27 protein-coding genes are annotated in these 24390 nt (G+C 72.6%); 13 read left to right on the top strand and 14 right to left on the bottom strand.

All coding sequences use genetic code 11. The annotated features are described in order from the left end of the window. Positions 1–25: 25 nt before the first annotated feature. From ACFZBB_RS22435 to ACFZBB_RS22420, 4 genes are all read right to left on the bottom strand, one after another. A complete protein-coding gene (locus tag ACFZBB_RS22435; protein WP_391125056.1) occupies positions 26–1339 on the bottom strand; it encodes a hypothetical protein in 1314 nt (437 codons plus the stop codon). Positions 1340–1474: 135 nt separating this feature from the next. Next, entirely contained in the window at positions 1475–1822 is a 348-nt protein-coding gene (locus ACFZBB_RS22430) for a hypothetical protein (protein ID WP_391125053.1), read from the bottom strand. Continuing rightward, the gene (locus tag ACFZBB_RS22425; RefSeq protein ID WP_391125051.1) at positions 1815–2348 is read right to left on the bottom strand and encodes a SigE family RNA polymerase sigma factor; all 534 of its coding nucleotides are present in this window, start codon (positions 2346–2348) and stop codon (positions 1815–1817) included. Before ACFZBB_RS22425 ends, ACFZBB_RS22430 begins: the two co-directional genes overlap by 8 nt. Before the next feature lie 87 nt (positions 2349–2435). Then, on the bottom strand, positions 2436–2897 hold the full coding sequence (locus ACFZBB_RS22420; protein ID WP_391125048.1) for an SRPBCC family protein: 462 nt from the start codon (positions 2895–2897) through the stop codon (positions 2436–2438). 218 nt (positions 2898–3115) lie between these two features. On the opposite strand from ACFZBB_RS22420, the gene crcB (ACFZBB_RS22415) reads away from it, so the two are divergent. Further along, on the top strand, positions 3116–3646 hold the full coding sequence (crcB, locus tag ACFZBB_RS22415; protein ID WP_391125045.1) for a fluoride efflux transporter CrcB: 531 nt from the start codon (positions 3116–3118) through the stop codon (positions 3644–3646). Further along, positions 3643–4017 carry a fluoride efflux transporter CrcB gene (crcB, locus tag ACFZBB_RS22410; RefSeq protein WP_391125041.1) on the top strand — a complete coding sequence of 125 codons (375 nt, stop codon included), beginning with the start codon at positions 3643–3645 and terminating at the stop codon, positions 4015–4017. The genes crcB (ACFZBB_RS22415) and crcB (ACFZBB_RS22410) overlap by 4 nt, the downstream gene beginning before the upstream one ends. Before the next feature lie 13 nt (positions 4018–4030). Here crcB (ACFZBB_RS22410) and ACFZBB_RS22405 read toward each other — a convergent pair whose 3' ends face one another. Both ACFZBB_RS22405 and ACFZBB_RS22400 read right to left on the bottom strand, forming a co-directional pair. Continuing rightward, positions 4031–4828 carry a hypothetical protein gene (locus ACFZBB_RS22405; protein WP_391125038.1) on the bottom strand — a complete coding sequence of 266 codons (798 nt, stop codon included), beginning with the start codon at positions 4826–4828 and terminating at the stop codon, positions 4031–4033. Positions 4829–4903: 75 nt separating this feature from the next. Further along, entirely contained in the window at positions 4904–5779 is an 876-nt protein-coding gene (locus ACFZBB_RS22400; protein WP_391125035.1) for a LysR substrate-binding domain-containing protein, read from the bottom strand. A gap of 214 nt (positions 5780–5993) precedes the next feature. Between ACFZBB_RS22400 and ACFZBB_RS22395 the strand changes: the two genes are divergently transcribed. From ACFZBB_RS22395 to ACFZBB_RS22365, 7 genes are all read left to right on the top strand, one after another. Further along, positions 5994–7484 carry an FAD-linked oxidase C-terminal domain-containing protein gene (locus ACFZBB_RS22395; RefSeq protein WP_391125032.1) on the top strand — a complete coding sequence of 497 codons (1491 nt, stop codon included), beginning with the start codon at positions 5994–5996 and terminating at the stop codon, positions 7482–7484. A 1-nt stretch (position 7485) separates the two neighbouring features. Then, positions 7486–8676: an FAD-binding protein gene (locus ACFZBB_RS22390; protein WP_391125029.1), complete on the top strand. Its 1191-nt coding sequence runs from the start codon at positions 7486–7488 to the stop codon at positions 8674–8676. Continuing rightward, positions 8677–10314 (top strand): heterodisulfide reductase-related iron-sulfur binding cluster, encoded by a 1638-nt coding sequence (locus ACFZBB_RS22385; RefSeq protein ID WP_391125026.1) that lies wholly within the window; start codon positions 8677–8679, stop codon positions 10312–10314. A 15-nt stretch (positions 10315–10329) separates the two neighbouring features. Next, the gene (locus tag ACFZBB_RS22380; protein WP_391125024.1) at positions 10330–10458 is read left to right on the top strand and encodes a hypothetical protein; all 129 of its coding nucleotides are present in this window, start codon (positions 10330–10332) and stop codon (positions 10456–10458) included. A gap of 173 nt (positions 10459–10631) precedes the next feature. Next, positions 10632–10988, top strand: a complete 357-nt coding sequence (locus tag ACFZBB_RS22375) for a hypothetical protein (RefSeq protein WP_391125021.1) — start codon at positions 10632–10634, stop codon at positions 10986–10988. A 287-nt stretch (positions 10989–11275) separates the two neighbouring features. Further along, positions 11276–11629: a PRC-barrel domain-containing protein gene (locus tag ACFZBB_RS22370; RefSeq protein WP_355335039.1), complete on the top strand. Its 354-nt coding sequence runs from the start codon at positions 11276–11278 to the stop codon at positions 11627–11629. A 521-nt stretch (positions 11630–12150) separates the two neighbouring features. Beyond that, the gene (locus ACFZBB_RS22365; protein ID WP_391125018.1) at positions 12151–12294 is read left to right on the top strand and encodes a hypothetical protein; all 144 of its coding nucleotides are present in this window, start codon (positions 12151–12153) and stop codon (positions 12292–12294) included. A 569-nt stretch (positions 12295–12863) separates the two neighbouring features. Here the strand turns inward: ACFZBB_RS22365 and ACFZBB_RS22360 are convergent. Continuing rightward, entirely contained in the window at positions 12864–13505 is a 642-nt protein-coding gene (locus ACFZBB_RS22360) for an FCD domain-containing protein (protein ID WP_391125015.1), read from the bottom strand. Positions 13506–13677: 172 nt separating this feature from the next. Between ACFZBB_RS22360 and ACFZBB_RS22355 the strand changes: the two genes are divergently transcribed. After that, positions 13678–14538 (top strand): MaoC family dehydratase N-terminal domain-containing protein, encoded by an 861-nt coding sequence (locus ACFZBB_RS22355; RefSeq protein ID WP_391125012.1) that lies wholly within the window; start codon positions 13678–13680, stop codon positions 14536–14538. A gap of 50 nt (positions 14539–14588) precedes the next feature. Beyond that, complete coding sequence (locus ACFZBB_RS22350) at positions 14589–15464, top strand: aldolase/citrate lyase family protein (protein WP_391125009.1); 876 nt, start codon at positions 14589–14591, stop codon at positions 15462–15464. A gap of 92 nt (positions 15465–15556) precedes the next feature. Here the strand turns inward: ACFZBB_RS22350 and ACFZBB_RS22345 are convergent, their stop codons facing one another. Continuing rightward, positions 15557–16324 (bottom strand): enoyl-CoA hydratase family protein, encoded by a 768-nt coding sequence (locus ACFZBB_RS22345; protein WP_391125007.1) that lies wholly within the window; start codon positions 16322–16324, stop codon positions 15557–15559. Between the two features lie 173 nt (positions 16325–16497). Further along, a complete protein-coding gene (locus ACFZBB_RS22340; protein ID WP_391125004.1) occupies positions 16498–17475 on the bottom strand; it encodes a LysR substrate-binding domain-containing protein in 978 nt (325 codons plus the stop codon). An 87-nt stretch (positions 17476–17562) separates the two neighbouring features. On the opposite strand from ACFZBB_RS22340, the gene ACFZBB_RS22335 reads away from it, so the two are divergent. Continuing rightward, positions 17563–18993, top strand: coding sequence for an aminotransferase class III-fold pyridoxal phosphate-dependent enzyme (locus tag ACFZBB_RS22335; RefSeq protein ID WP_391125001.1), 1431 nt, complete (start codon positions 17563–17565; stop codon positions 18991–18993). A gap of 313 nt (positions 18994–19306) precedes the next feature. On the opposite strand, the gene ACFZBB_RS22330 is transcribed toward ACFZBB_RS22335, so the two are convergent. Together ACFZBB_RS22330 and ACFZBB_RS22325 are read right to left on the bottom strand one after the other, a co-directional pair. Next, complete coding sequence (locus ACFZBB_RS22330; RefSeq protein ID WP_391124998.1) at positions 19307–19915, bottom strand: Fe-Mn family superoxide dismutase; 609 nt, start codon at positions 19913–19915, stop codon at positions 19307–19309. Between the two features lie 506 nt (positions 19916–20421). Then, entirely contained in the window at positions 20422–21138 is a 717-nt protein-coding gene (locus ACFZBB_RS22325; protein ID WP_391124995.1) for an FCD domain-containing protein, read from the bottom strand. 447 nt (positions 21139–21585) lie between these two features. Here ACFZBB_RS22325 and ACFZBB_RS22320 point away from each other — a divergent pair, with 447 nt between their 5' ends. Further along, on the top strand, positions 21586–21897 hold the full coding sequence (locus ACFZBB_RS22320; protein WP_391124992.1) for a hypothetical protein: 312 nt from the start codon (positions 21586–21588) through the stop codon (positions 21895–21897). Positions 21898–21916: 19 nt separating this feature from the next. Here ACFZBB_RS22320 and ACFZBB_RS22315 read toward each other — a convergent pair whose 3' ends face one another. From ACFZBB_RS22315 to ACFZBB_RS22305, 3 genes are all read right to left on the bottom strand, one after another. Next, positions 21917–23479, bottom strand: a complete 1563-nt coding sequence (locus ACFZBB_RS22315; protein WP_391124989.1) for an alkaline phosphatase family protein — start codon at positions 23477–23479, stop codon at positions 21917–21919. Between the two features lie 102 nt (positions 23480–23581). Next, positions 23582–24196, bottom strand: coding sequence for a hypothetical protein (locus tag ACFZBB_RS22310; RefSeq protein ID WP_391124986.1), 615 nt, complete (start codon positions 24194–24196; stop codon positions 23582–23584). Between the two features lie 47 nt (positions 24197–24243). Then, the gene (locus ACFZBB_RS22305) at positions 24244–24387 is read right to left on the bottom strand and encodes a hypothetical protein (RefSeq protein WP_391125645.1); all 144 of its coding nucleotides are present in this window, start codon (positions 24385–24387) and stop codon (positions 24244–24246) included. Positions 24388–24390: the final 3 nt, after the last annotated feature.

The following is a 24390-nucleotide window of genomic DNA, read 5'->3' as shown; positions in this document are numbered from 1 at the left end:
TCAGCCTTCGTCGCGCCCGCGGGTGTCAGCCCGCCCACCGTCCCGAGGTGAAGGCGACCGTGAGGACGGTGGCCAGTGGCGCGGCGACGCACACGTACGCCGTGGTCAGCCAGGGACGCCGTACGCTCCAGGCGGCCAGCCCCGTCCACAGCGGCCACCACAGCAGGGAGGCGCGCGGCACGGACATGTACCAGTACGAGGTGCCCAGCGCCCACAGACTGAGCCCGAGGTAGACGGCCTCCGGCCAGCGGCGTCGCTTGAGCAGCAGGCAGAGCAGCGCCAGACCGACCGCCATGGCGACGAGTTCGAACTGGAACAGCAGCGCGTACGGCGTGGCCTGCGTGTGGTCGAAGGCGCCGTCCCAGGTGTGCCGCCACGCCTGCCACGGCGAGTGGAACGTCCGGTACCAGCCGCGTTCCTCCGCGTGCTTCCAGGCCATCCAGTCGCCGGTGCGCGCGTGCAGATACCAGGCGTAGACGAGCGCGGGCAGCGCGGAGAGCGCCGGCCAGTGCAGCAGCCGCAGCCGCTTGGTCAGTGGCCCCGAGGTCAGGAGCTGGACGACGAGCGCGGCGCCGAGGAACAGACCGCTGATCCGGACGGTGGTCGCGGCGGCGGCCAGCGCGGCGGCGAGCGGCCAGTTCCCGCGCTTGGCGGCCAGCCAGCAGGGCAGCGCGAAGGCGAGGAACAGTGCCTCGGTGTACCCGGCGGCGAGGAAGACCGCGCAGGGGGAGAGCAGCAGGAAGAGCACGGCGCGCGATCCGGTGCCGTTCCCGTCGTCCGGGAGCCGCGTGGCGCCGCGCCCGGCTACGGACGTACGCGCGGACCGGCCGTCCAGCTCGGCGATCCGGGCCAGCGACAGCACGGCGACGGCCCCCGCCACGAACGAGATCAGCAGCCCCGCGGCGGTCCAGTCGCGTATCAGCAGGTGCACGGCGCGCAGCAGCAGCGGGAAGCCGGGGAAGAACGCCTCACGGTTGTCGGGCGTGGCCGCGCCGCTGCCGAGAACGGCTCCCGGCACTGGGGCCGGGAAGTAGCCGTCGCGCGCGATGTGCAGGTAGTAGCCCCAGTCCCACTGCTCCCAGCGGGACATCATCGAGGGCGCCCGCTGTGCCTTGCCGTCGCCGGTGAACAGCCGCCCCGTGCAGTACGCGGTCGTCCAGACGCCGACTCGCGTGAGCGCGTACAGCCAGAGCACGGCGCGGTCGGTGGGGCCGAGGCGGGGGAGCGGCAGATGTCCCGGGAGCCGGTGGCGGAGCGGGAGCGGGGCGGTACGGTCCGGCGGCTCGGACGGTACGAGGCGGCGCGCGGTCGCGGGCGGGGAGAAGGCGCTCTTGGGCATGGTCGTGCTCCTGAGGGGGCTGCCACGGACCGATCGGACGACCGCGTGGGCGACGACGTACGGGTGGCGGTTCCGGGCATGCCGGACTGCCCGGCCGACCGGTGCGGCCGGGGCGGGGTGCGACGGGGGGAGTGTTTAGCGGGCTGTCGTCATGTGGACCGTGCCGGTCGGCGGGTAGGTGCGGACCGGGTAGCCGGAGGTCGCGGTCGACGACGGGAGGCCGTTCGGGCCGGTGGTGGCGGGCCCCGGGCTCGTGGCGGGCGGGACGGCGCCGCCGTCACCGGGCAGCAGCGTGACCAGCGACGCGGTCGTACCGCCGATCAGGACGCAGGCCACCGCGGCGACCGTCGCGAGCCGCTGCCTCCGCTTGCGGTCGCCGCGGGCACGGACGACGGTCGGGGGCGCGGGCGTCGCCGCGCGGCGACCGTCCGCCGCGGCGTCCTTGAACGCGGACCTCAAGCGCTCCTCGTGGGTCTCAGGCACCAGGGGGCTCCTCTGCGTGCGGTTCCGGCAGATGGTGGGCGAGCGTGGCCCGGCCCCTGACCAGGTGAGTCTTGACGGTGCTGCTGGACACACCGGTCTCCGCGGCGATCTGGTCGACGGACAGGTCGCACACGTAGTGCAGGGTGACGCTCCGCCGCTGTCCTGGCGGCAGTTCGCGCAGCGCGGAGACCAGGGCGACCGTGCCGGGGCCCGGTTCCTCGACGGACGGCGGGCCGCCGTACCGCTGCCATGCCTCCTCCGAGCGCCGACGGCCGCGCCATCGGCTGACCGCGAGCCGCCAGGCGACCGTACGGATCCAGCCCTCCGGATTGCCGTCCCTCGCGAGCTGCCGCCGTCGGCTCCAGCCCCTGACGAACGCTTCCTGCACCACGTCCTGCGCCTCCGGCAGATCGCCGAGCATCACATAGAGCTGACCGGTGAGCCGTCTGACCGCGTGGGCGTAGAACTCTTCGAACTCCTCAGCGGTCAACAACAACTCCCAGTTCTCTTCGGCCTCATCACGCATACGCCTGGGGCCGGACGTCCGGTCGACATCCACAGGAGAGAATCTGCTGTGACGGCTGTCACATGAGGTCGCGGCGCGCCGCAGCCGCTACTCGGCGGCGGGCGACTCGGCGCGTTCCTTGAGGCCGCGGGCCTCCATCTCCAGGTACCTGCGGGACAGACCGCCCGCCACCAGGCCGACCAGTCCGGACAGCGCGCCGCGCTGGGTGAGCACCAGGGTGAGGCGGGTGCCGTCGCCCTCCGGCTCGACCAGGTGGTCGCCGCTCGTGGTCACTCCGGGACCCGCGGACCGCCACGAGAACCGGGAACCCTCGTCCAGCGCCGTGACCGTCCACACCGCCTTGCGCAACTTGGGCTGCTCGACCGCGAATCGGCGCCCGACGGCGACGACGTGGTCCGCGCTCCCGCTCTGGCCCGCGCCGTCCGCGTCGAGCGGGCGGACGGAGGTCATGGACGCCGTGAGACCGGGCCAGTCCTCGACGGCGACGAGAACCTCCCAGACGCGTTCGACGGGAGCGTCGATGGTGATCGAGGTCTGGTAGGTCGGCACAGGGACTCTCCCTCGCGGTCGCGTGGCTCCGGCAGGAGACAGACTCCCACGCGCCCCTCGCACGCCGCCGGGTAGCATGGCCGTCTGCGGCGCTCCCCGGAGCACCGCGCGGCGGTGGGGCCCGCCGTACCCGAACCACGGCGACACAGCCGTCAACGGTCCCTACTTGCGACGCGCGCACGCCAAGCTTGGGCGTGCCCGGTGAGTAGGAGACGAAAGTGGCAGAAGTCCGGCCCGTGACGCCCGACGAACCCGTGGACCCCGACATCGATCTGCACGACCCGGCACAGCGCGAAGAGTCGCGCGAGGGCCAGGCCCCGGTCGTCGCCGTGGTCGCGGTCGGCGGCGCGATCGGCGCGTGCGCCCGCTACGGGGCCGCGCTGCTCTGGCCGACGGCCTCCGGCACCTTTCCGTGGACGACGCTGATCGTCAACGTCGTCGGCTGCGCGGTCATCGGTGTCTTCATGGTACTGATCACCGACGTCTGGAACACGCACCGTCTGGTGCGGCCCTTCTTCGGCACCGGCGTGCTCGGCGGCTTCACCACCTTCTCCACCTACGCCACCGACATCCGGGCCCTGATCGACGGCGGGCAGGCCCGTACCGCGCTCGCGTATCTGGCGCTCACACTGCTCGCCGCCCTCGCCGCGGTGTGGCTGGCGGCAGCCGCGACCCGGCACGTGGTGCTCGGGCGGCTCGCGGACCGGGCCGAGCGGGCACGGCGGGCCGGCGAGGCGGAGGCGCGATGAACTGGCTGCTGGTCATCGTCGGGGCCATGGTCGGCGCTCCGATGCGCTACCTCACCGACCGCTCGGTCCAGAGCCGGCACGACAGCCTCTTCCCCTGGGGCACCTTCACCGTCAACGTCGTCGGCTGTCTCGTCCTCGGCGTCGTGACCGGCGCGGTCACCGAGGGCGCCGCCACGTCCCATGTCCAGGTCCTGCTGGGCACCGGCCTGTGCGGCGCCCTCACCACCTACTCGACCTTCTCCTACGAGACGCTGCGGCTCGCCGAGAGCGGCGCCCGCTTCTTCGCCGCGACCAACGCGGTGGCGAGTGTGGCGGCCGGGCTCGGCGCGGCCTTCGCCGGTACGGCGCTGGCGCAGGCGTTCTGGGGCTGAGCCGCGGGGTTCGTCAGCGCGCCGACAGCACGCTCATCAAGTGGCGGACGGTGCGGGGCAGTTGGGCGCCGAACCGCTTCGTGTCGACGCGGGGCGGGGGTTCGGGTGAGCCGCCCGCGTCCGTCGGGTGCTCGCCCGCGCCGATCCACTCCTCGGTGGCGCCGGCGTCGATCGAGAACACGGCGCCGCCGTGCAGGACGTCCACGGTCTGGCTCGTGGAGTCACCGGTGAGAAAGGCGCGGTCGCCGAGGCCGGTGACCGGCCTGCTCGTCCGCGGGTCGTGGACCATGACCACGCCGCTGTCGGCGGCCGGCTCGGCCGGGTCGGCGTCCCGCGCTTTCAGACCGTCCTCGAACTCCGTCCGGGGGTCGGTCTTCTTGTGCAGGTCAACGCTGGCCGAGATGGTGTACGAGGTGATCCAGCCGTCGTTCTCCGGCGTGTTGCCGACCAGGCTGCACGCTATGTGGTCGAGCGTCCTGCCGACGTTCATCGGTCCGGGGATCTCGCGCATCGTGGACAGGTCGAGCATGTTCACGAGGGGCTGGAGCGCCGCCACGGTGCACGGATCCGCGAGGCGGTATCCGTGCAGGTCGGGCGCGGCCGTACGGCCGTAGTCGGCACCTCGCAGCGCACCGGCCCAGACCGCCGACGCGACGACGGCCCCGGCGAGCGCCCAGACCCAGGGCCCGCGCCGTCGGTGCACGCCGGACAGCCGTCCGCCGCGCGGCTCCGGCGGCCGGTCGTCGTCGCCGATGACATCGACGGGCCGGTCGTCGCCCGACCCGTCCGTCAGCTCGGGCTCGGTGATCACGCCGCCCCCCTCGTCGCGTTGGGTCCACCCTATGGCGGGGGCACGGCGCGCGGACGGGGGACGGGCGTGTTCCGGTCAGCGGTCCAGGTACGACAGGAGTTCCCGCGCGGCCGGTCCTGGCCGGTCGTCGTCGGGCAGGGCGACGGAGACCGGCCAGCCCGGGTCCTCGGCGCCGCTGATCGGCACGGCGCACAGCGACGCGGCCGACTCCTTGCGGGCGATGGGGCGCGGGACGACCGCGATGCCGAGCCCGTAGCGGACCAGGTCGATCACCGTGTGCACGTCGTACACCTCGAGGGCGACCTGGCGGGAGGCGCCGCAGGCGGCGAAGGCCCGGTCGGTGAGCTGCCGGGCGCCCCAGTCGGCGTGGAAGTCCACGAAGGTCTCGCCGTCGAGGTCCGCCCACTTCACCTGCGGCTCGCCCGCCAGCCGGTGGCCGGGGTCGCAGAGCAGCACCATCGGCTCAGTGGTCAGCGGCAGCAGGCGTACGCCCTCGGGCGGCGCTCCCGGCAGGGTCACGAAGGCGACGTCGAGATGGCCGTCGGCCACGTCGTCCGCGAGCACGGTCGAGCCCGCCTGGCGCAGCCGGACCTCGACATTGGGGTGCCGGGCGCGGAAGCGGGCCAGCAGGTCGCCGATGTCGATGGTGACGCACTGCTCGATGCCGACCGAGAGGGTGCCGCGCAGCAGTCCCTGCACCGCGGCCACGGCCTCCCGCGCTGCGCGGGCGCCGGCCAGTGTGCGGGTCGCCTCCACGAGCAACGCCCGCCCGGCGCCGGTGAGTTCGACGCTGCGTGTGGTGCGGACGAACAGCGGTGAGCCGAGCTCGCGCTCCAGTGCGCGCACCGAGGCGGACAGCCCGGACTGGGAGACCAGCATGCGCTGGGCGGCTCGGGTGAAGTGCCGTTCCTCGGCGACCGCCACGAAGTATTCGAGCTGGCGCAGTTCCATGATTCAGCACTTTAGCTGCTGAATCGAGCCCCATTGTTCCAAGCGCGGACGGAAGGCGGCGGTCGCGGCCTGTGGCCGTCTGGGGCGGGAGGGGCGGTCCGTGCGGGGGTGACGAATGCCACCCGCCACCCTTGACGTGCTCGGAGGGCGACGGCATTCTTCCATCATCCGGTATTCAATTACCGAAGAGTGGAATCAAGCGGAGGAGTGCGCGATGACCGCCGTCCCGGCCGACGCGGACCGGCCCACGCCCAAGGCGCCAGGGCTCGCGGCCCGGCTGCGCGCCCGCATCGGCGCCGAGAAGGTCCTCACCGACCCCGCCCAACTGCGCACCTACGAATGCGACGGCCTGACCAACTTCCGGGTACGGCCCGCCGTCGTCGTCCTCGCCGAGCACCGCGACGACGTCGTGGCGGCGGTACGGCTGTGCGCCGAGGCCGGAGTCCCGTTCGTCGCCCGCGGCTCCGGTACCGGGCTGTCGGGCGGCGCCGTACCCGTCGCCGATGGCGTCCTCATCGTGCTGTCCAGGCTCCGCCGGATCGTCTCCGTCGACCCCGACAACGCCCGCGTCGTCGTCGAGCCCGGCGTGATCAACCTGTCGGTCACCCGCGAGGCCGCCCCCTACGGCCAGGCGTACGCGCCCGACCCGTCCTCGCAGCAGGTCTGCTCCATCGGCGGGAACGTCGCGGAGAACGCGGGCGGCGCGCACTGCCTCAAGTACGGCTTCACCGTCAACCACGTCATGGGCGCCGAAGTCGTCCTGCCCGACGGCGAGGTGGTGCACCTCGGGGGTACCGCCCCCGAACACCCGGGCCTCGACCTGCTCGGCGCGTTCGTCGGCAGCGAGGGCACGCTCGGCGTGGCCACCGAGGTCACCGTCCGCACCATCCAGGCGCCCGAATCCGTACAGACCATGCTCGTCGGCTTCCACACCGTGGAGGACGCGGCCGGAGCCGTCAGCGACATCATCGCGGCGGGCATCCTGCCCGCAGCCATCGAGATGATGGACGCCCTCGCCATCGAGGCGGCCGAGGCCGCGGTCAACTGCGGTTACCCGCAGGGCGCGGTCGCCGTCCTCGTCATCGAACTCGACGGCCCCCGCGTCGAGGTGGACGAACAATTCGTCCAGGTCGAGCAACTGGCCGCCGCACGGCACGCGTTCGAGACCCGCATCGCCCGCGACGCCGCCGAGCGCGCCCTGATGTGGAAGGGCCGCAAGTCCGCCTTCGCGGCCGTCGGCCGGATCAGTCCCGCCTACTACGTCCAGGACGGCGTCATCCCGCGCACCCGGCTGCCCGAGATCCTCACCGAGGTCGGCCGCCTCGCCGAGCGCGCCGGGATCCGCGTCGCCAACGTCTTCCACGCGGGCGACGGCAATCTGCACCCCCTCATCCTCTTCGACGACACCGTCCCCGGCGCCGCGCACGCCGCGGAGGAGCTGGGCTTCGCCATCCTCGACCTGTGCGTCGACGCGGGCGGCTCCATCACCGGGGAACACGGCGTCGGCCTGGAGAAGAAGTCGCGGATGACCCGGCAGTTCACGGCCGAGGACCTGGACACCATGCAACTCGTCCGCTGCGCCTTCGACCCCGACAACATCGCCAACCCCGGCAAGCAGTTCCCGACCCCGCGGCTGTGCGGGGAGCGCCCCGGCGTCCGCACCGCCGCCGACACGCACGACCCGGCGCTGGGCGAGGTGTTCTGAGATGACCGCACCGCACCGCGCGCGTCCGGACACCGCGCAGGCGAGGGCCGTACGGTCCGAGACCGTGGCCGCCGCTGAGGTCGCCGAACACCCGACCGCCGCCGAGACCGTCGAACCCGCCACCGCAGCCGAGGTCGCCGGGATCCTGCGGAGCACCACCGGCACCGTCGTCCCGGTCGGCGGCGGTACGAAGACCGGCTGGGCCGCCCCTGCCACCTCCTGCGACCTGCTGCTGCGCACCACGGGACTGGGCCGGGTCGTGGAGCACGTGCCCGGTGACCTCGTGGTCGTCGCCGAGGCCGGGGTGCCACTGGCCGACCTGCAACGACAGCTCGCGGAACACGGCCAGACGCTCGCCCTGGACCCGCCCGAAGCGGGCGCCACGCTCGGCGGGATCGTCAGCGCCAACGCCTCGGGGCCGCGCCGACTGCGCTACGGCACCGCCCGCGACCTGCTCATCGGCGTCACCGTCGCCCTGGCCGACGGCACGCTCGCGCGATCGGGCGGCAAGGTCGTCAAGAACGTGGCCGGATATGACCTCGGCAAGCTCTACACCGGAGCGCACGGCGGCCTCGGCGTCCTGGTCTCCACGACCTGGCGCCTCCACCCGCTGCCACCGGTCACCGGCGCGGTCACCGTGCCCGTGCAGGACAGCGCCGAAGCGGGCAGGTACGCCGCGCTGCTCGCCCGCTCCACGCTCACCCCCACCGCCGTCGAACTCAACTGGTCCTCGCGGGCGGGGGAGTTGGTCGTGCTCTTCGAGAGCAGCGCAGCTTCCGTACGCGCCCAGTCGCGCGCCGCGGTCGCGTTGCTGGGGGCGGGGGCGCACGCGGACGAGGTCCCCGACTGGTTCGGCGCGCGGCCGACCGGCGGCCTCGTCCTGCGGCTTGCCCACGAACCCTTCGCGCTGCCCCGCGTGCTCGACGCCCTCCCGGACGGGGCTTCGGGCACCGCGTCGGCCTGCACGGGAGTGGCGTACATGGCGGTGCCCACCGACACCGACCTCGCGGCGCTGCGGGCGTCGATCGCCCCGTACGACGGCTCCGCGGTGGTGATCGCCGCCGACGACGCGCGCGACGCGCTCGACCACTGGGGGCCGGTCGCCGACTCGTTCGACCTGATGACGCGCGTCAAGGACCGCTTCGACCCGGAGCGGCGCCTGTCGCCCGGCCGACTGCTCGGAGGACTCTAGATGGCCGCGGACACCCCCAACGGGCCCCTTCCGCACGGGAATCCGGCGGACACGTCCAAGGACGCCTCCAACGGGTCGCTCCCGGACGGGGGTTCAGGGGGCGCCTCCAACGGGTCGCTCCCGCCACGGGGTTCGGGGGAGCCCCCGGTCCCGGTGCCGCCCGTACTCGGTGTGTCCGTCGCGCCCAGCGCGGGCGCCGCCACCGTCGCCCTCGGCATGCCGGGCAGCGCGCCACCGCCCGGCAGCGCCTTCGACGCCCACCACCCGCCGGACGCGGCGCTCGTCGGGGACTGCGTGCACTGCGGCTTCTGCCTGCCCACCTGCCCGACGTACGTGCTCTGGGGCGAGGAGATGGACAGCCCGCGCGGACGCATCGACATCATGAAGGCCGGACTCGAAGGCGACGCCTTCGACGCCGGCAGCGTGCGTCACCTCGACCAGTGCCTCGGCTGCATGGCGTGCGTGACGGCCTGCCCGTCCGGCGTGCAGTACGACAAGCTCATCGAGAGCACCCGCGCCCAGCTCGAACGCCGGGTCCAACGGCCGCGCGCCGAACGGCTGTTGCGCGCCCTCATCTACCGCCTGTTCCCCTACCCCCGCCGCCTGCGCGCCCTGCGCGGACCGCTGCGCGTCTACCAGGCGAGCGGCCTCGGGCGGCTGCTCGCCCGCGGCGGAGTGCTGCGACGGCTGCCGCGCCCCCTCCAGGCCATGGAGTCGCTTGCCCCCAAGCTCGGCCACGTCGACAAGCTGCCGGAACACACCCCCGCCGTCGGCGCCCGCCGCCGTACCGTCGGCCTGCTCACCGGCTGCGTCCAGGGCACCTTCTTCCCCGACGTGAACGCCGCGACCGTACGCGTCCTGGCCGCCGAGGGCTGCGACGTGGTCGTACCGCGCCGTCAGAGCTGCTGCGGCGCGCTGTCCGCGCACGCGGGTCGGGCCCCCGAGGCGGAGGGCTTCGCGAAGTCCGTCATCGAGACGTTCGAGGCGGCCGGGGTGGAGACCGTCGTGGTGAACGCCGCGGGCTGCGGGTCCAACCTCAAGGAGTACGGCCACCAGTTGCGCGATGAGCCCGACTGGGCGCGGCGCGCGGAGGCGCTGGCCGCCAAGGTCATGGACATCACCGAACTCCTCGACGAATTGGGCCCGGTGGCCCCCAGGCACCCGCTCCCCATGACCGTCGCCTACCAGGACGCCTGCCACCTCGCGCACGCGCAGGCCGTACGCGACCAGCCGCGCCGACTGCTGCGGGCCGTTCCCGGCCTGGAGACACGGGAGTTGGCGGAGGCCGAGATCTGCTGCGGCAGCGCGGGCACGTACAACCTGCTGCACGCGGAACCCGCCCGCGAACTCGGCGAACGCAAGGCCAAGGCGGTCCTGGCGACCGGCGCGGACATCATGGTCACCGCGAACCCCGGCTGCTGGATGCAGGTCGCCACCACGTTGGCCCGCATGGGCGAGCGGCTGCCCGTCGCCCACACCGTGCAGGTGCTCGACGCCTCGATCCGGGGTGTCCCCGTCGACCGGCTCCTGGCCCTTGCACTCGAAGGACCCGGCACCGTCATCTCCTACGCCACCCCCAGGACCCGCGCCACGCGGCGGAGCTCCCGTGAGGCGGAACCGTCCCCTCCGACGTCGTAGAAAAGCGGGTGCGCCATGCTGCTCGCCGACTGCCAGCAGGACTGCCTGATCTCGCGGGCGGTCGCGAACTCCTCCGGCGCTGTGCTCGGCAAGATGATCTCCCCGCAGATCTGGGCGCGCCCCGGTCGGCGGATGACGCGTTGACATGCGGTGACGCCCGGAGTTCACTGGCCAGTACGGCGTGGGGCGGTACGCGGCGCGCTTTCGGCACGCCACAGCCTTCAGCTTCCACCGATCTCATGGTGTTCGGGTGGGCGTCGGCACGACACCACGGCCCGGATCACGACCCCGCACGGCAGAGAGAAGTGGCACTCCACATGATGTATGACGCCGAACGCGCACGGCAGCCCGCGACCGGGGCGGAGAATCCGGCGTTCACCGAACGGTGGGCCAAGCGCGAGTCCCGGCCCGAGCCGCTGCTGCCGCAGAAGGAGCGCGACGACTCCGCCGCGCTCCTCCAGCGGGCCGCGGGCTCCTTCGGCGAGAGCCCGCGCCAGGCGCTGGACGAGGCCGACCAGGCCCTCGACGCGGCCAGCGGTCACCTCGCCGAGGTGCTGGCCGAGCGGCTGCGCGTCCTGCGCGCCCGCTGGCAGGACGCAGACGCCGTCCCGGAGGGCGCCGTGGGCCTGCTGCGCGACTACCGCGAACTCACCGAGCGCCTGCTGCGCCTCTGACCGAGGGCCCGAGGGCCGCGCGAAGCCCGCCGGCGGAGAGCGATTCTCCGGCCCGGCGGGCTTTTGTTGTGAGCCCGATCACACCTCGACGCGGGGGTCCGGCCGGAGCACCGCGCCATTTCCGCTGCTCAGACGAATATTTGCTGCACGGCAATAATCTTCGGCATATGAGGTGTGCGTGCGGGACGGGCGGGCACGCGACGGTGTGAGCAAGCGTCACTGACTATCGGATGACACAACGTCACCACCGCGAATCGGGACGGAAATTGCGATAAAGGAGCCGCGACATGAGTGACAATATCTGGGGCTACGAGCAGACCTCCGGCCACACGGCGGGAACCGACCTGATCGGATACAAGGTCGAGGCGACCGACGGCCACATCGGAAAGGTCGACAAGCACTCCGATGACGTCGACTCCGCATATCTGGTGGTCGACACGGGTGTGTGGATTTTCGGCAAGCACGTACTGCTCCCGGCCGGCACCGTGAGGTCGATCGACGCGGCGGACCAGAAGATCTTCGTCGAGCTGACGAAGGAGCAGATCAAGAACTCCCCTGAGTTCGACAAGGACAAGCACGTCGGCGATGCCGGATACCACCAGCAGGTGGGCGAGTACTACGGCAGCCACCGTAACCGCTGACACAGTGCGCGGCAGGGAAATATGGGGCCGCCCCGGCACTCGCCGGGGCGGCCTTTTCCCGTGGGCACGTGAATTCCATGGGAGCGTGAAATGCCCCCCGGGGGTTTGTCACCGCACGGGCATTTCACGGCGGCATTTCACGGGCATCTCACGGGCACCGCACGACGGCGGGGTCGTCCCGGTGCGGGGCGCAACGGAAGCGGCCGGTCCAGCAGGAAGGCCAGGAGCGCCGGCGTCGGGAAGTGTGCGCTTGTGGTCGTAGGTGACCTCCCGCTTCTTGTAGTCGCACTCGCCGCGCATGACGAGCGTCGGTATGCGCGCGGTCCGCAGCCGGGGCGCGGGTCCGGCAGGTGCTTGGCGCCGTCGATGGTGAACTGGTTGACGTAGGAGCCCGTGCGGTTGTCCGGGAGCCGCGCCGGGGGCCTGCCGGGGCACTGGGCGGCGGGCAGTGACGTCGTGAGGATCTCTCCGCGTTCGTCCCGCCGCGCGCCACCTGGACGAGCACCTCGGTCTCCCGGGGCGTGAACGCGGCCAGCGGCGCCGCGTCGTCGGGACCCGGCGCGGGCACCGCGGCGAGCGCGCCGAACACCGCCCAGCCCAGCGCGACCCGCCGCACGTCCTCGCTGACCATGGCCAGCCCCGCCACCGCGGCGAAGAGCGCCTGACGGACAGCCAGGATCCCCGGCACCAGACGCGCGGAGCGCCCGCGATGCTCTCCCCTGTCCCGGAGATCACCGGCCGGGCGACGCCCAGAGCGGAGGGTCAGGTGCTTGGCGCCGCAGCGGCCGGAGATGCCGCAGTCTCGGGTGCGGCTGGGCGGTCGAAGCCCTCGGAGGACGAGGGGCTCGGCCGGGGACCGCGCGGGCGAGGGCGTGTTCGCCGACGTCGGCACGGCCGTCGGACACGTGCCGGCCGCCTCTGCGCTCTCCTCGACCCCGTCCGCGTTGTCGTCGGCGGTGAACTCTCCCAGGCGGGCGAGGCGTTGCCGACGCCGATGCGCACGGCCGTCCGCCGCTCCGTGCTCTCCCCGGTCCGCGACCCGGAGGTGGTCCCGGCCGAACTCGGCCTCGGCGCCAGGACCGGCGCTCTCGGCGGCGCCGCGCTCGCCCTGATCGAGACGCCCGACCTGGCCGCCGCGCTCAACCGGTCGACGTGCGCGAGGCCACGGCCTGACGTCGCTGCTCTGGCGGGGAGGAGGACAACACCGGCTCCCCGTAACGGAGTCGGGCCCGCGTCAGCGGGTCTCGTGGTGCCGGGCCAGCAGTTCGCCCGCGTGCCGGACGTGGTCGGCCATCGCCGTACGGGCCGCGTCCGGATCGTGGTCCGCCAGTGCGGTCAGGATCGCCTCGTGGTCGTGCGCGGACGCCTCCGTCCAGCCGTCGACGCCGGAGAAGAACATCCGGGGCGCGTAACGCGACGCGGTCCGCAGGAACCACAGCAGGCGCGGGGAGCCCGCGGCCCGGTTGATCTCGCGGTGGAAGAAGTGGTTGAGCTGTTCCACCCGTGCGGCGTCACCTGCCCGGTGTGCCGCGACGAGCTCTTCCTGGAGCGCCACGAGCCCGTCCAGCGCCTCCGCCGTGAGGCGACGGCTGCTGAGCGCGGCGAGTTCACCCGAGACGAACGCGTGCACCCGGTAGATGTCCTCGATGTCCGAGCGGGACAGCGGCAGTACGACGAAGCCGCGGTTCGGCTCCAGTGCCACGAATCCCTCGCCGCGCAGCAGACCCATCGCCTCGCGTACCGGTGTGACGCTCAGCCTCAGCCGCTGGGCCAGCGGTTCGAGCCGCAGGAACTCACCCGGCGCGACCCCGCCCGAGACGATCAGATCGCGTACGTACGAGGCGACGTCGTCGGACCTCCGGCGCCCGTCCGTCACCGGCCGCACCCACTCTCTCCGCTGATCCGCTACCGGGTTCTCCGACGGTTTCCCCTGCTGGGGTGGCGTTCACCCTACATCATGTACGATCTGGAGAAATCATATAGGAAAGGTCGGTGGCCATGGCGTCGAGCGTGCGGGTGCGCGGCCCGGTCGTGGGCAGGAGAGGCCGTTGACCGCCGCCGAATTCGAGAAGATCGCCGCCACCTGGCGACCGGAACCCGCGCAGGTCAGCGGCGCGGTGGAGCGGGGGACCACCGACAAGCTCGCCGCGCTGCTGGACGTACCCGCCCCCGAGGACGGCGCCGAACTGCCGCCGCTCTGGCACGAGGTGCTGCTGCGCGACGCCGTCGGGATCGAGCGGATCGGCGCCGACGGACACCCCAAGGGCGGGGCGCTGCTGCCGCCGCTGGCCGACCGGCGGCGGATGTTCGGCGGCGGCACGGTGGAGGTCGTCGCGCCGCTGCGGGTCGGCGACCGCGTCGCCCGCATGAGCCGCGTCGCCGACGTCCGGGTGCGCGAGGGCCGCTCCGGCGTGCTGCTGCTGGTCACCGAGGACCACGTGTGGTCGGTCGCCGGCGAGGACCGGATCAGGGAGCGGCGCGACATCGTCTACCGCCGCGCGGCCGACATCGGACCGCCCATCGCCACCACCGGCGGCGCGGTGCCTCCGGTCACCCCGTCGACCACCCATGTCCCCGACGAGCGCTACCTGTTCGCGTACAGCGCACTCACCTACAACCTCCACCGCATCCACTACGACGCCCCGTACGTCCGCGAGGTCGAGCACCACCCCGGCCTCGTCGTCCACGGCCCGCTGCTCGCCCTCTGGTGCGCCGAACACGCCCGGCGCCGCCTCGGCGCCGCGCCGCCGCACCTCACCTACCGGCTGACCTCGACCGCCTACGTGGGCCGGGAGATCACCGTCGGCTCGGCCGGGCGGGACGACGGCGCCCTGTCCATCGAGGCCTGGTCGCAAGGGCGTTGCTGCGTACGGATGACCGCACGGGACGCCGCACCCGCCGCCGACTGAACCGGCCGCGCCGTCGCCGCCGGGCACCATCGAAGGAGAGCGGATCAGCCATGGCACCTTCCGAGGACAACGAGAGCGCGGGCCCGTACGGCGGAGGCGACCGTACGGGTGTCGCGGACGCGCTGGGCCGCGCCCGGTCCTTCCTGTTCGTGCCGGGCGACCGGCCCGAACGGTTCGACCGGGCGCTCGCCAGCGGCGCGGACGCGGTCGTGGTCGACCTGGAGGACGCGGTGCCGCCCGACGCGAAGGAGGCCGCGCTGGCCAACGCGACGGCGCTGCTGGGCCGGGTGCCCGGCGTGGTGATCCGCGTCAACGACCCCCGCACGCAACGTGGCTCGGCGGATCTGGCGGCGCTCGGCGCGGCGGGCGCACCCGTCGCGGTCGTCGTCCCCAAAGCCGAGGACGCGGCCACGGTCGCGGCGGTCCTGGCCGCCCTGCCGCCCGGCTCCGCCGTGCTCCCGCTGATCGAGACGGCGGTCGGCGTCCTCGACGCCCGGCTGATCGCGGCAGCGCCCGGCGTCGTCCGCCTGGTCTTCGGGCACCTCGACCTCTGCGCCCAGTTGGGGCTGCGGCCCGACGACACCGCGCGGCTCGTCCCCGCCAGATTCGCCCTGGTCGCCGCCTCGGCCGCCGCGGGACTGCCCGCCCCCGTGGACGGCGTCTGCACCGAAGTCCGCGACCAGGAAACGGTGTTGGCGCAAGCCCGCGCGTCCCTCGACAGCGGCTTCACCGGCAAGCTGTGCGTCCACCCCGCCCAAGTACCCGCCGTCCATGAGGCCCTCGCCCCCGACCCGGACGAACTGGCCTGGGCCCTGCGGGTCCTCGAACTCACCACGGAGGACGAGGTGAAGCTCGTGGACGGCCACATGGTCGACCGCCCCGTCCACCTGCGCGCCCGCTCGATCGCGGCCCGCGCCGATCGGTGACGTGTCGGTGTAGCGGTGGTCGGCGGCGGACGCGGAGGCCGGCACCGGGCCACTGGCCACGCCCACGCGGTCCGTGGCCGTACCGCGTGGAGTCACCCGGCGGCGCGCCACCGGGGCGGACGGCGCTCCATGAACGCGCGGATGCCCTCTTGCGCCTCCTCGCCGGCGAACAGCCGCGCCGACAGCGCGGTGAGGTCGCTCGCGTCCGCGGCGATCCGCCGCCGCCGGTCCGCCGTCAGCAGCTTCTTCGTCTCGGCGGAACCCTGCGGCGAGGTCTCGCGGACGGCGGCGGTGAAGCGGGCGACGACGGCGTCGATCCCGTCGGCCGGGGCCGCTGACGTGATCAGGCCGATCTGCGCGGCGCGCGCCGCGTCGAAGGTCTCGCCGGTCAGGTAGTAGTGCGCGGCCGCGCGCGGTTCCATGACGTCCAGCGTGCACAGCGAGATGATCGCGGGCGTGACGCCGATCCGCGCCTCGGTGAAGGCGAAGGACGCGCCCTCGTCGGCCACCGCGATGTCGCACGCGCCGACGATGCCCATCCCACCGGCCCGTACATGCCCGGTGACCCGCGCGATCACCGGTTTGGGCAGCTCCACGATCAGGCCGAGCAGCGAGACGATCGCCTGCGTCGCCGCCGTCATCGAGCCGCCGCCCGCCTCCGACAGGTCGGCGCCCGCGCAGAACGTACGCCCGGTGTGGGTGAGGACGACCGCGCGCACGTCGGCGTCGGCGCCCGAGGACTCCAGGGCCTCGGTCAGCTCCGTGACCAGTCGGGAGGAGAGCGCGTTGCGGTTGTGCGGCGAGTCGAGAGTGATCGTCGCGACCTGGTCGCGTACGACGTGACGGACGAGCTGCGTCATGGAGGACACCTCGGGTTGGCGGCGGTCGACGGGCCCTGCGGGCGGGACAGATGCTAGTGCCGTGACCGGCGGTGCTAGGGCCTGTCCGGCAGATCACGAACGGCCCCTTCGGCAACGCAGCGGGCGTGCGTGCCAGACGCCGCATGGACCGCCCATGATCCGCCGGACAGGCACTACCGGTCGCGGTGTCGGGGAGGCTCGCCGCTGTGCGGGCGGTCCCCGCCCGGCGGCCCGGCCACGGAGCCGGGGAGGGGCAGGGGGAGGTCCGTGATCTGGCGCAGGGCGTCGAGGACGACGTGGACGGCCGCGCGGGGCGGGGAGCCGCGGCGGATCGCGGCGGTGATGGTGCGGGAGACGGGGGTCGCGAGCTCGCGGGTGGCGACGCGGTAGCGGCTGTGGGCCACGGTCAGGCCGGGGAGGAGGGTGATGGAGAGCCCGGCCTCGACGTGCTGGAGCGTCATCATGTAGTTGCTGAAGCGGCAGACCACGCGCGGTTCGAACTGGGCCTGGCGGCACAGCCGCAGGGCCAGCCCGGCCATGTACGACTGCGGCATGTCCAAGGACCACGGCTCGTCCGCGTACGCCGCGAGGTCCGCGGCGCCGCGTCCGGCCGCGGGGTGCTCCGGCGGTACGACCAGCAGGATCGGGTCCCTGGCCAGCGGGACGAGGTCGAGGTCGGGGCCCAGGGGCAGCTCGTCGAAGTCGGTGGTGGTGATGATGACGTCCGCATCGCCGCCCCGCAGCGCCGGCATGCTCTCGTGCGGCTCCAGTTGCAGCAACTCGATGTCGAGGCGCGGGTGTTCACGGGCCAGCCGGGTCACGACCGGCACGGCCATGGTGTGGATCGCGCTCTGGAACGCGCCCAGGCGTACGAGTCCGGCCGGCTCCTCGCCGAAGCCGTGCAGCTCCGCCTCGACGCTGTCCATGTGGTCGAGGACGGCGCGCGCCCGCCGGGCGAGGATCAGCCCGGCCGAGGTCAGCCGCACCCGGCGCCCGGTGCGTTCCAGAAGCTGCGTACGGGTCTCGGTCTCCAGCACGGCGAGCTGCTGCGACACGCTCGAAGGGCTCAGGCTGGCGGCCTGGGCCACGGCCCGGATGGTGCCGAGCGTGTCGAGCTGGGTGAGCAGCCGCAGCCGCCAGGGATTCATCATGGGGTCATTCTTGTGCGGATCTACCGAACAGGACAGCCGGAAATGTGTGATGGACGTGTCGCTCGCGGGCCGCCTACCGTCGAGGACATGGCTGCTTCCCGCACTGGCACCCCCAGCTCCACTACCGGCACCTCAACGGGCGCTTCCACCGGTACGACCGCGGGCACGACCCCCGGCGTGATCACCGGCCCCGCGACCGTCCCGTCCGCCCCGCCGTCCGCCGAGAGCTTCTGGGCCGACGCCGAACGGCATCTCGTGCGCTACGGACCCGAGTTCACCCCCGAGATCATCGAACGCGCCGCCGGAAGCTTCGTGTACACCGCCGACGGCCGGAAGATCCTGGACTTCACCTCCGGCCAGATGAGCGCGATCCTCGGCCACTCGCACCCGGCGATCGTCGCCACCGTCCGGCGGCAGATCGCGGACCTCGACCACCTCTACAGCGGCATGCTCAGCCGACCGGTCGTCGACCTCGCCCGGCGGCTGTCCGACACCCTGCCCGCGCCCCTGGACAAGGTGCTGCTGCTGACGACCGGCGCCGAGTCCAACGAGGCCGCGATCCGGATGGCGAAACTCGTCACCGGCAAGCACGAGATCGTCTCCTTCGCCCGCTCCTGGCACGGCATGACGCAGGCGGCGGCGTCCGCCACGTACAGCGCGGGCCGCAAGGGGTACGGCCCGGCCGCGCCCGGCAATTTCGCCATCCCCGTACCGAACGCGTACCGGCCCGACTTCACCACGCCCGACGGCGCGCTCGACTGGCGCCGCCAACTCGACTTCGCCTTCGACCTGATCGACGCGCAGTCCACCGGCAGCCTGGCCGCGTGTCTGGTCGAGCCGATCCTCAGCTCGGGCGGTGTCATCGAGCCGCCGCCCGGCTACTTCGCGGCTCTGCGCGACAAGTGCGGTGAGCGCGGGATGTTGTTGATCCTGGACGAGGCCCAGACCGGTCTGTGCCGCACCGGGACCTGGTACGCGTTCGAGCGCGACGGCATCGTCCCCGACATCCTCACCCTGTCCAAGACGCTCGGCGCGGGACTGCCGCTGGCGGCCGTCGTGACCAGCACCGCGATCGAACAGGAGGCGTACGACCGCGGGTTCCTGTTCTTCACCACGCATGCCGCCGACCCGCTCGTGGCGGCCGTCGGCAACACCGTCCTCGACGTCCTGATCGCCGACCGGCTCGACGAACGCGCTCGCGCGCTCGGCGCGTTCCTCCGTGAGGGCCTGGCGGAGATCGCCGAACACCACACCGTGGTCGGCGACATCAGGGGCCGCGGCCTGCTGACCGGACTCGAACTCGTCGTCGACCGCGACACGAAGCAGAGCTCCGACGAGCTGGGCGCACGCGTCACCCGACGCTGCCTCGAACTCGGTCTGCACATGAACATCGTCCAACTCCCCGGCATGGGCGGGGTCTTCCGCATCGCCCCGCCCCTGACCGCCACCGAGGACGAACTCTCCCTGGGCCTGGCCGTCCTCGACCAGGCGATCGGCGACGCGTCCGCCACGCTCTGAGCCACCGTCACGGCCTGAGCCGCCGTCACGCTCTGAACCAGCGCCATGCTCTGGACCAGCGTCATGCTCCGGACCACGCCCACGGTCCGGACGACCGCCGCGCGAGCCTGGTGAACTCCACCGTGCCGCCCCCCTGTTGCCGTCCGTCGGCCGCGTCCGTCGCGACGCGTCAGGGGAGACGACGGGACCGCACGCGGCAGTTCCTGTCCGCGCGGGAACGGTGGGGGAGTGACAGGGGAGCGGCCGGGGGCACCGCCGTGGTCGGCGGTGCCCCTGCGGCGTACGGCGTCCGGTGTGCGGCTTGCTACGAGGGTCAGGCGCCGGTGGCCTTGGCGTAGCGGTCGCTGACGTCGGTCCAGTTGACGAGGTCCCAGAGCTTGGTGACGTAGTCGGGGCGGACGTTCTTGTACTGGAGGTAGTAGGCGTGCTCCCAGGCGTCGAAGACCAGCAGCGGGGTGGCGCCGTGGCCGACGTTGCCGTGGTGGTCGTAGACCTGTTCCACGATCAGCCGCTTGCCGAGCGGTTCCCAGGCCAGGACGCCCCAGCCGGAGCCCTGGACGGACGCGGTGGCGGCGGTGAGGTGCTTCTTGAACGCCTCGAATCCGCCGAGGTGCTCCTCGATGGCGGTGGCCAGCGCGCCGTCGGGGCGGTCGCCGCCGTCGGGGGACAGATTCTCCCAGAAGATCGAGTGCAGGACGTGGCCGGAGAGGTTGAAGGCGAAGGTCTTCTCCAGGCCCACGAGCCGGGCCGGGGCGAGTTGCTCCTTCTCGCGGGCCTCGGCGATCTGCTCCAGCGTGTCGTTGGCGCCCTTGACGTAGGCGGCGTGGTGCTTGGCGTGGTGCAGCTCCAGGATTTCGCCGGTGATGGCCGGTTCCAGAGCGGAGTAGTCGTACGGCATGTCAGGAAGCGCGTAGGTGCCCATCAGGCACGGCCCCTTTCGACAGAGTGTGAATACGTGCCGCGACCCACCCTATGACCTTATTGCGCAAGAGTTGCAATAGCGGCAGAGGTGCAGCAGCATGGTGTCGGGCGGGGTCGGCCCGACAGCCTCCCGGGAGAGTCGCTTCCTCGACGCTGATCGTCTTTCCAACCGGCAACCCGCCGGCACGCCGGTCCCGCCCGCCCGCGACTGCTGCGCCCGCCGCCCGCCGCCCGCGCTCCGATGCCGCCGACCTGGGCGGGCGGGGCGTCGCCCGCACGCGCCACCCGTCCGGCGGACCAAAGCGTGCCGAGGTCCACCTGGACGGCTACCGCGTGGCGGGGGTGGAGGGTCTGGACATCGGCTGGAAGGCGTTCTACGCCTGCCTGTTCATGGGCCGGGTGCCGCAGAGCTGAGCGGAGGGACCGGGGCCGGGAACGCCGGAGCCCCCTTCGACGCGGATCTCCACGTCGAAGGGGGCTCGGCAACGCGTGCCGGAAGCCAGCCGCCTACTGCTTCTTGCGCCGCCCCGCCGCCTTGGGTTCGTCCAGACAGAGCCGCTCCGCGGTCCTGCTCAGGTGCTCACGCATGATCCGCTGCCCGGTCTCCACGTCGTCCGCCTGGATGGCCGCGATGATCGCCCGGTGCTCCTCCATGCCGCGCTTGCCCCTCTCGGGCGCCGTCCGCTGCACGGTCGCCGGCGATATCAACTGCGGCCCGTGGAAGGAGTGGATCAGCATCTCGAACGCGGTGTTGTGCGTGCTCGCCGCCAACCGCGTATGGAATTCGGCGGACAGCGACACGTCGTAGTCGCCGCCCGCGACCGCCTCCTCCTGCCGGTCGCAGATCGCCTGGAGCGCGGCGATGTCCTCGTCGTCCGCGTTCGCGCACAGCAGCGGCATGATGCCGACCTCCAGGACCAGCCGGACCTGGGTCACATCGGCCGCCGACACCGAGGAGAGCGTGAGCAGATCGGTGATGCTCGCCCCGATCCGGTCGCTGGTCGGCGTGGTGACGAACGCCCCGCCGCGCGCGCCCACCCGGATCTCGACCAGTCCGCCCGCCTCGAGCACCCGCAGCGCCTCGCGCACGGTCACCCGGCTGACCCCGAACCGCTCGCACATCTCGCGTTCCGGAGGGAGCCGGTCGCCCGGCGTCAACTTGCCCTCATGGATGAGCGAGCGCACCTGGTCGACGATCAGCGCGGAGATCCGTCGGTCGTTCACGGGGCTGAGGAGCCGGCCGGACTGACCGTCCTCGGTCCTCGCTGTCGGACGGCGAGCGGCCATAAGGGTTCCTTCCATAGGCGTGGACGACCCTATAGTAGCTGATTAAGGTATGACCAATAGGCCCTGGTCGGGGCCCGGCTCGTGCTTCCCCGTGAGTTCGGCCTCCGGGCCCTATCGACTCCGTGTGCCCCGGTATTGAGCTCTTCCCGCCTCCCGGTGCGCGGATGTTCTCCCGGTGTGTTCGATCGCGCCCCCCGGCCCCCTCCCCGGCCTCCTGGCGATAGCGGGCGCCCTGCTGCTGGCCTGGGCGCTGACGGCCTGCGCGGGCGACGCGGCCGGCGTCACCCCGAAGGTCGAACCGGCTCCTGCGACCGCCGACCATCGCGGGCGACGCGGCCGGCGTCACCCCGAAGGTCGAACCGGCTCCTGCGACCGCCGACCAGGATGCCCAAGGCCGAGGCCGGGCGGCGCGCCATGGAGGCGCTGGAGATGGTGGGCCTGGCCGAATACGCCGACCGCCCGGCACCGGCCCTGTCCGGAGGCCGGCAGCACGGCGGGCACCCCGGCGACTGCTGGGACTACCACGTCCGCTTCGGCGACACCCTCCTGCGCTCGCGCATGTACCGCGAGAAGACCGGACTCGCCCACGGCGACCCGGTGTTCGTCGTCCCGGAGGAGGAGACGGCCATCGCCATCTCCCTCGCCGGGACACCGGACACGGCCGCGGGCGAGCGGCCCGTACACAGCCCGACGTAGACCCGCCGCACCGGGCGGGTCAGCGTGGGGGAGGGAAGGACTGGGTGGCGCCCGGTCGCGCGGGCATGGGCTGGGTGGAGGCCGCGGTCTGGGCGGCGAGGTGGGCGGCCGTCGTGGCGGGGGCGAATTCCGGGCTGGTCGGGGCGGGTTTGCGGTCCTGGAGGCGGAGGGCGCCGGTGAAGTCGCCGAAGGTGCGGCGGCGCCACTTGCTGATCGGGGTGAAGGTCACCGGACCGTGGCCGGACAGGCCGCCCGCCGCGGTGATGGTCTCGATGAACCGAAGCCCCGAGGTGTGGTCGGAGACCTCGGAGAAGATCCGGCCGCCCACGGTCCAGGGGGAGACGATGACGCACGGCACGCGGAAGCCCGCGCCGACCGGCAGCCCCCCGCCCGGAGTGCCCTTCGGTGACGCCAGGTGGACGAACTCCTCCGGGTACGTACGGGGGTTGGGGACGGGCGGCGGGACGTGGTCGAAGAAGCCGTCGTTCTCGTCGTAGTTCAGGACGAAGACGGTCGAGTTCCACAGCTCCTCGTTGGAGGCCAGCGCCTCCAGCTTGGACGCCAGATACTGCGCGCCGGCCGCCGGGAGATTCGGCGGGTGCTCGTCGGCCTCGCTCGGCATGTAGAGCCAGGACACGTCCGCGAGGACGCCGTTGGCGCAGTCCTCCTCGAAACCGAGCGCCGGGTCGGACGCCGGGGACGGGTGGGTGGGATCGCCGACCCGGCCCGGTGTGCCGTCGCCGTAGAGCGTGCCGCCGGTCATGACGGCGTTGTGGAGGGCGACGGGCAGGGTCGCCTTGTTCCGGAAGCTGGCGAACCAGGCGAAGACGTTGAAACCGCTGGTCGCGGCGGAGAAGTACGTCTTGACGCTGTACCCCGCGTCGTACAGGATCTCCGCCGCCGACGGGTGGGTCATCGGGTTCGGCGTGACCGTCTCCAGCACGGGCCCGCCGAATTTGCCCTCCGGGTCGTTGGTGCCGGACATCCACACCAGCCGGTTCGGGTCGGTCGGGCCCAGGACGGAGCAGTGGTAGTTGTCCAGCAGCGTGAAGGACTCGGCGAGCGCCCAGTGGAACGGGATGTCCTCGCGGGTGAAGTAGCCCATCGTGTACGAGCCGTTGACCTCGCCGTCCGAGGCGAGGTGCGCGGACAGCCAGCCGTCCATCGCGCCCTGGTTCCACGAGGCGTGCTGGTCGCGCCAGTCGTGGGAGAGCGACGGGATCGCGGCGGCGCCGGTGCTGAGCGTGGACATGTGGAACGGTTCGAGATACCCGTCGGGGTTGGCCGGATCGGGCTGCCGGAAGACCGAGTCGCCGTTCGGCAGCTTGATCGCCGTCTTGTCGTTGAAGCCGCGGGCACCGGGAAAGGTGCCGAAGTAGTGGTCGAACGACCGGTTCTCCATCATCACGTACACGACGTGCTTGATCTGGGACAGGTCCCCCTTGGCCGGCCCTGCGGTCGCGGCCCGCGCGAGGTTCTCGGGCAGCACGCCCGCCACTCCGGCGGCACCCGCCAGTGCGGCGGCGCCGGCGACGAAGCGGCGCCGGGAGATCCCCGAGCGGCCTGAAGCGGTGTTGCTCATCGTCTGTCTTCTCTCCGTCTCGTGGGACCCGGTCAGGACTTCTGTGGGGCGGGACCGCGCGGGGCGGCGCCGTGACCGCGCGGAGCCTTCGGCTCCGCCGCGTCACCGGACCGGGCGACACCGAGCACCTGGGCGACCGCGCTGTTGCGTGTGTCGGCGATGTACAGCAGGTCCGTGGACCGGTCGACCGCGACCGCGTACGGGGTGTCGGGCTTCGAGGCGGACGGCGCCGCGCCGCTGCTCTCCCCGCCCCGACGCGGCCGAGGCGTTCACCACCGTCGTGATGACCCCGGCCGGGGTGACCCGGCGGATCGCGTTGTTGAAGGTGTCGGCGACGTAGAGGTTTCCCGCGCCGTCCAGGGCCACTCCCTGCGGGTCGTTGAGCCGCGCGGAGGTCGCCGCGCCGCCGTCGCCAAAGAACGCGCCGAGGCCGTCGTCCGCCTTGTCGGCAGTATGGTCGCCCGCCACGGTCGTGATGGTCCCGGTCCGCGCGTCGCCCCGGCGGATCACGTTGTTGGCCGAGTCCGCGATGTAGAGGTTGTTCTTCGCGTCCAGGGCCAGGCCGTGCGGCTGGTTGAGCCGGGCGGTGAGCGCGGTCCGCCCGTCGCCGGAGTACCCGGCCGCGCCGCTGCCGACCACCTGGGTGACGAGCCCGCGCCGGGAGACCTTGGGCACCCGGTTGCTGTGGGTGTCGCAGGTGAACACGTTCCTCGCCACGTCGACCGCCACCGCAGTCGGGCTGTCGAGCTGGAGCGAGCGGGCGGTCAGCGCGAGCCGGTGGCCCGCGACGCCGGTTCCCGCGAACTGGACACGGCCGTCGGGGTGACCTCGCGGATCACGTTGTCGCCGCTGTCCGCGATGAAGAGATCGCCGCCGGAGTCCACGGCGGTCCCGGCGGGCTGGTACAGCGT

This window comes from Streptomyces sp. NPDC008139 (assembly GCF_042957025.1).
Lineage (GTDB): Bacteria > Actinomycetota > Actinomycetes > Streptomycetales > Streptomycetaceae > Actinacidiphila.
Note: the sequence above shows the minus strand (reverse complement) of the source record. Positions and strands in the feature narration are given on the sequence as shown.

Bases quoted from the DNA above. Each gene is read 5' to 3' on its own strand.
- ACFZBB_RS22340 (WP_391125004.1), bottom strand. From the start codon at position 17,475: ATGATGAATCCCTGGCGGCTGCGGCTGCTCACCCAGCTCGACACGCTC.
- ACFZBB_RS22395 (WP_391125032.1), top strand. From the start codon at position 5,994: ATGACCGCCGTCCCGGCCGACGCGGACCGGCCCACGCCCAAGGCGCCA.
- ACFZBB_RS22350 (WP_391125009.1), top strand. From the start codon at position 14,589: ATGGCACCTTCCGAGGACAACGAGAGCGCGGGCCCGTACGGCGGAGGC.
- ACFZBB_RS22380 (WP_391125024.1), top strand. From the start codon at position 10,330: ATGCTGCTCGCCGACTGCCAGCAGGACTGCCTGATCTCGCGGGCGGTC.
- ACFZBB_RS22345 (WP_391125007.1), bottom strand. From the start codon at position 16,324: ATGACGCAGCTCGTCCGTCACGTCGTACGCGACCAGGTCGCGACGATC.
- ACFZBB_RS22385 (WP_391125026.1), top strand. From the start codon at position 8,677: ATGGCCGCGGACACCCCCAACGGGCCCCTTCCGCACGGGAATCCGGCG.
- ACFZBB_RS22390 (WP_391125029.1), top strand. From the start codon at position 7,486: ATGACCGCACCGCACCGCGCGCGTCCGGACACCGCGCAGGCGAGGGCC.
- ACFZBB_RS22400 (WP_391125035.1), bottom strand. From the start codon at position 5,779: ATGGAACTGCGCCAGCTCGAATACTTCGTGGCGGTCGCCGAGGAACGG.
- ACFZBB_RS22425 (WP_391125051.1), bottom strand. From the start codon at position 2,348: ATGCGTGATGAGGCCGAAGAGAACTGGGAGTTGTTGTTGACCGCTGAG.
- ACFZBB_RS22335 (WP_391125001.1), top strand. From the start codon at position 17,563: ATGGCTGCTTCCCGCACTGGCACCCCCAGCTCCACTACCGGCACCTCA.
- ACFZBB_RS22375 (WP_391125021.1), top strand. From the start codon at position 10,632: ATGATGTATGACGCCGAACGCGCACGGCAGCCCGCGACCGGGGCGGAG.
- ACFZBB_RS22330 (WP_391124998.1), bottom strand. From the start codon at position 19,915: ATGGGCACCTACGCGCTTCCTGACATGCCGTACGACTACTCCGCTCTG.
- crcB (WP_391125041.1), top strand. From the start codon at position 3,643: ATGAACTGGCTGCTGGTCATCGTCGGGGCCATGGTCGGCGCTCCGATG.
- ACFZBB_RS22370 (WP_355335039.1), top strand. From the start codon at position 11,276: ATGAGTGACAATATCTGGGGCTACGAGCAGACCTCCGGCCACACGGCG.
- ACFZBB_RS22315 (WP_391124989.1), bottom strand. From the start codon at position 23,479: ATGAGCAACACCGCTTCAGGCCGCTCGGGGATCTCCCGGCGCCGCTTC.
- ACFZBB_RS22320 (WP_391124992.1), top strand. From the start codon at position 21,586: ATGCCCAAGGCCGAGGCCGGGCGGCGCGCCATGGAGGCGCTGGAGATG.
- ACFZBB_RS22435 (WP_391125056.1), bottom strand. From the start codon at position 1,339: ATGCCCAAGAGCGCCTTCTCCCCGCCCGCGACCGCGCGCCGCCTCGTA.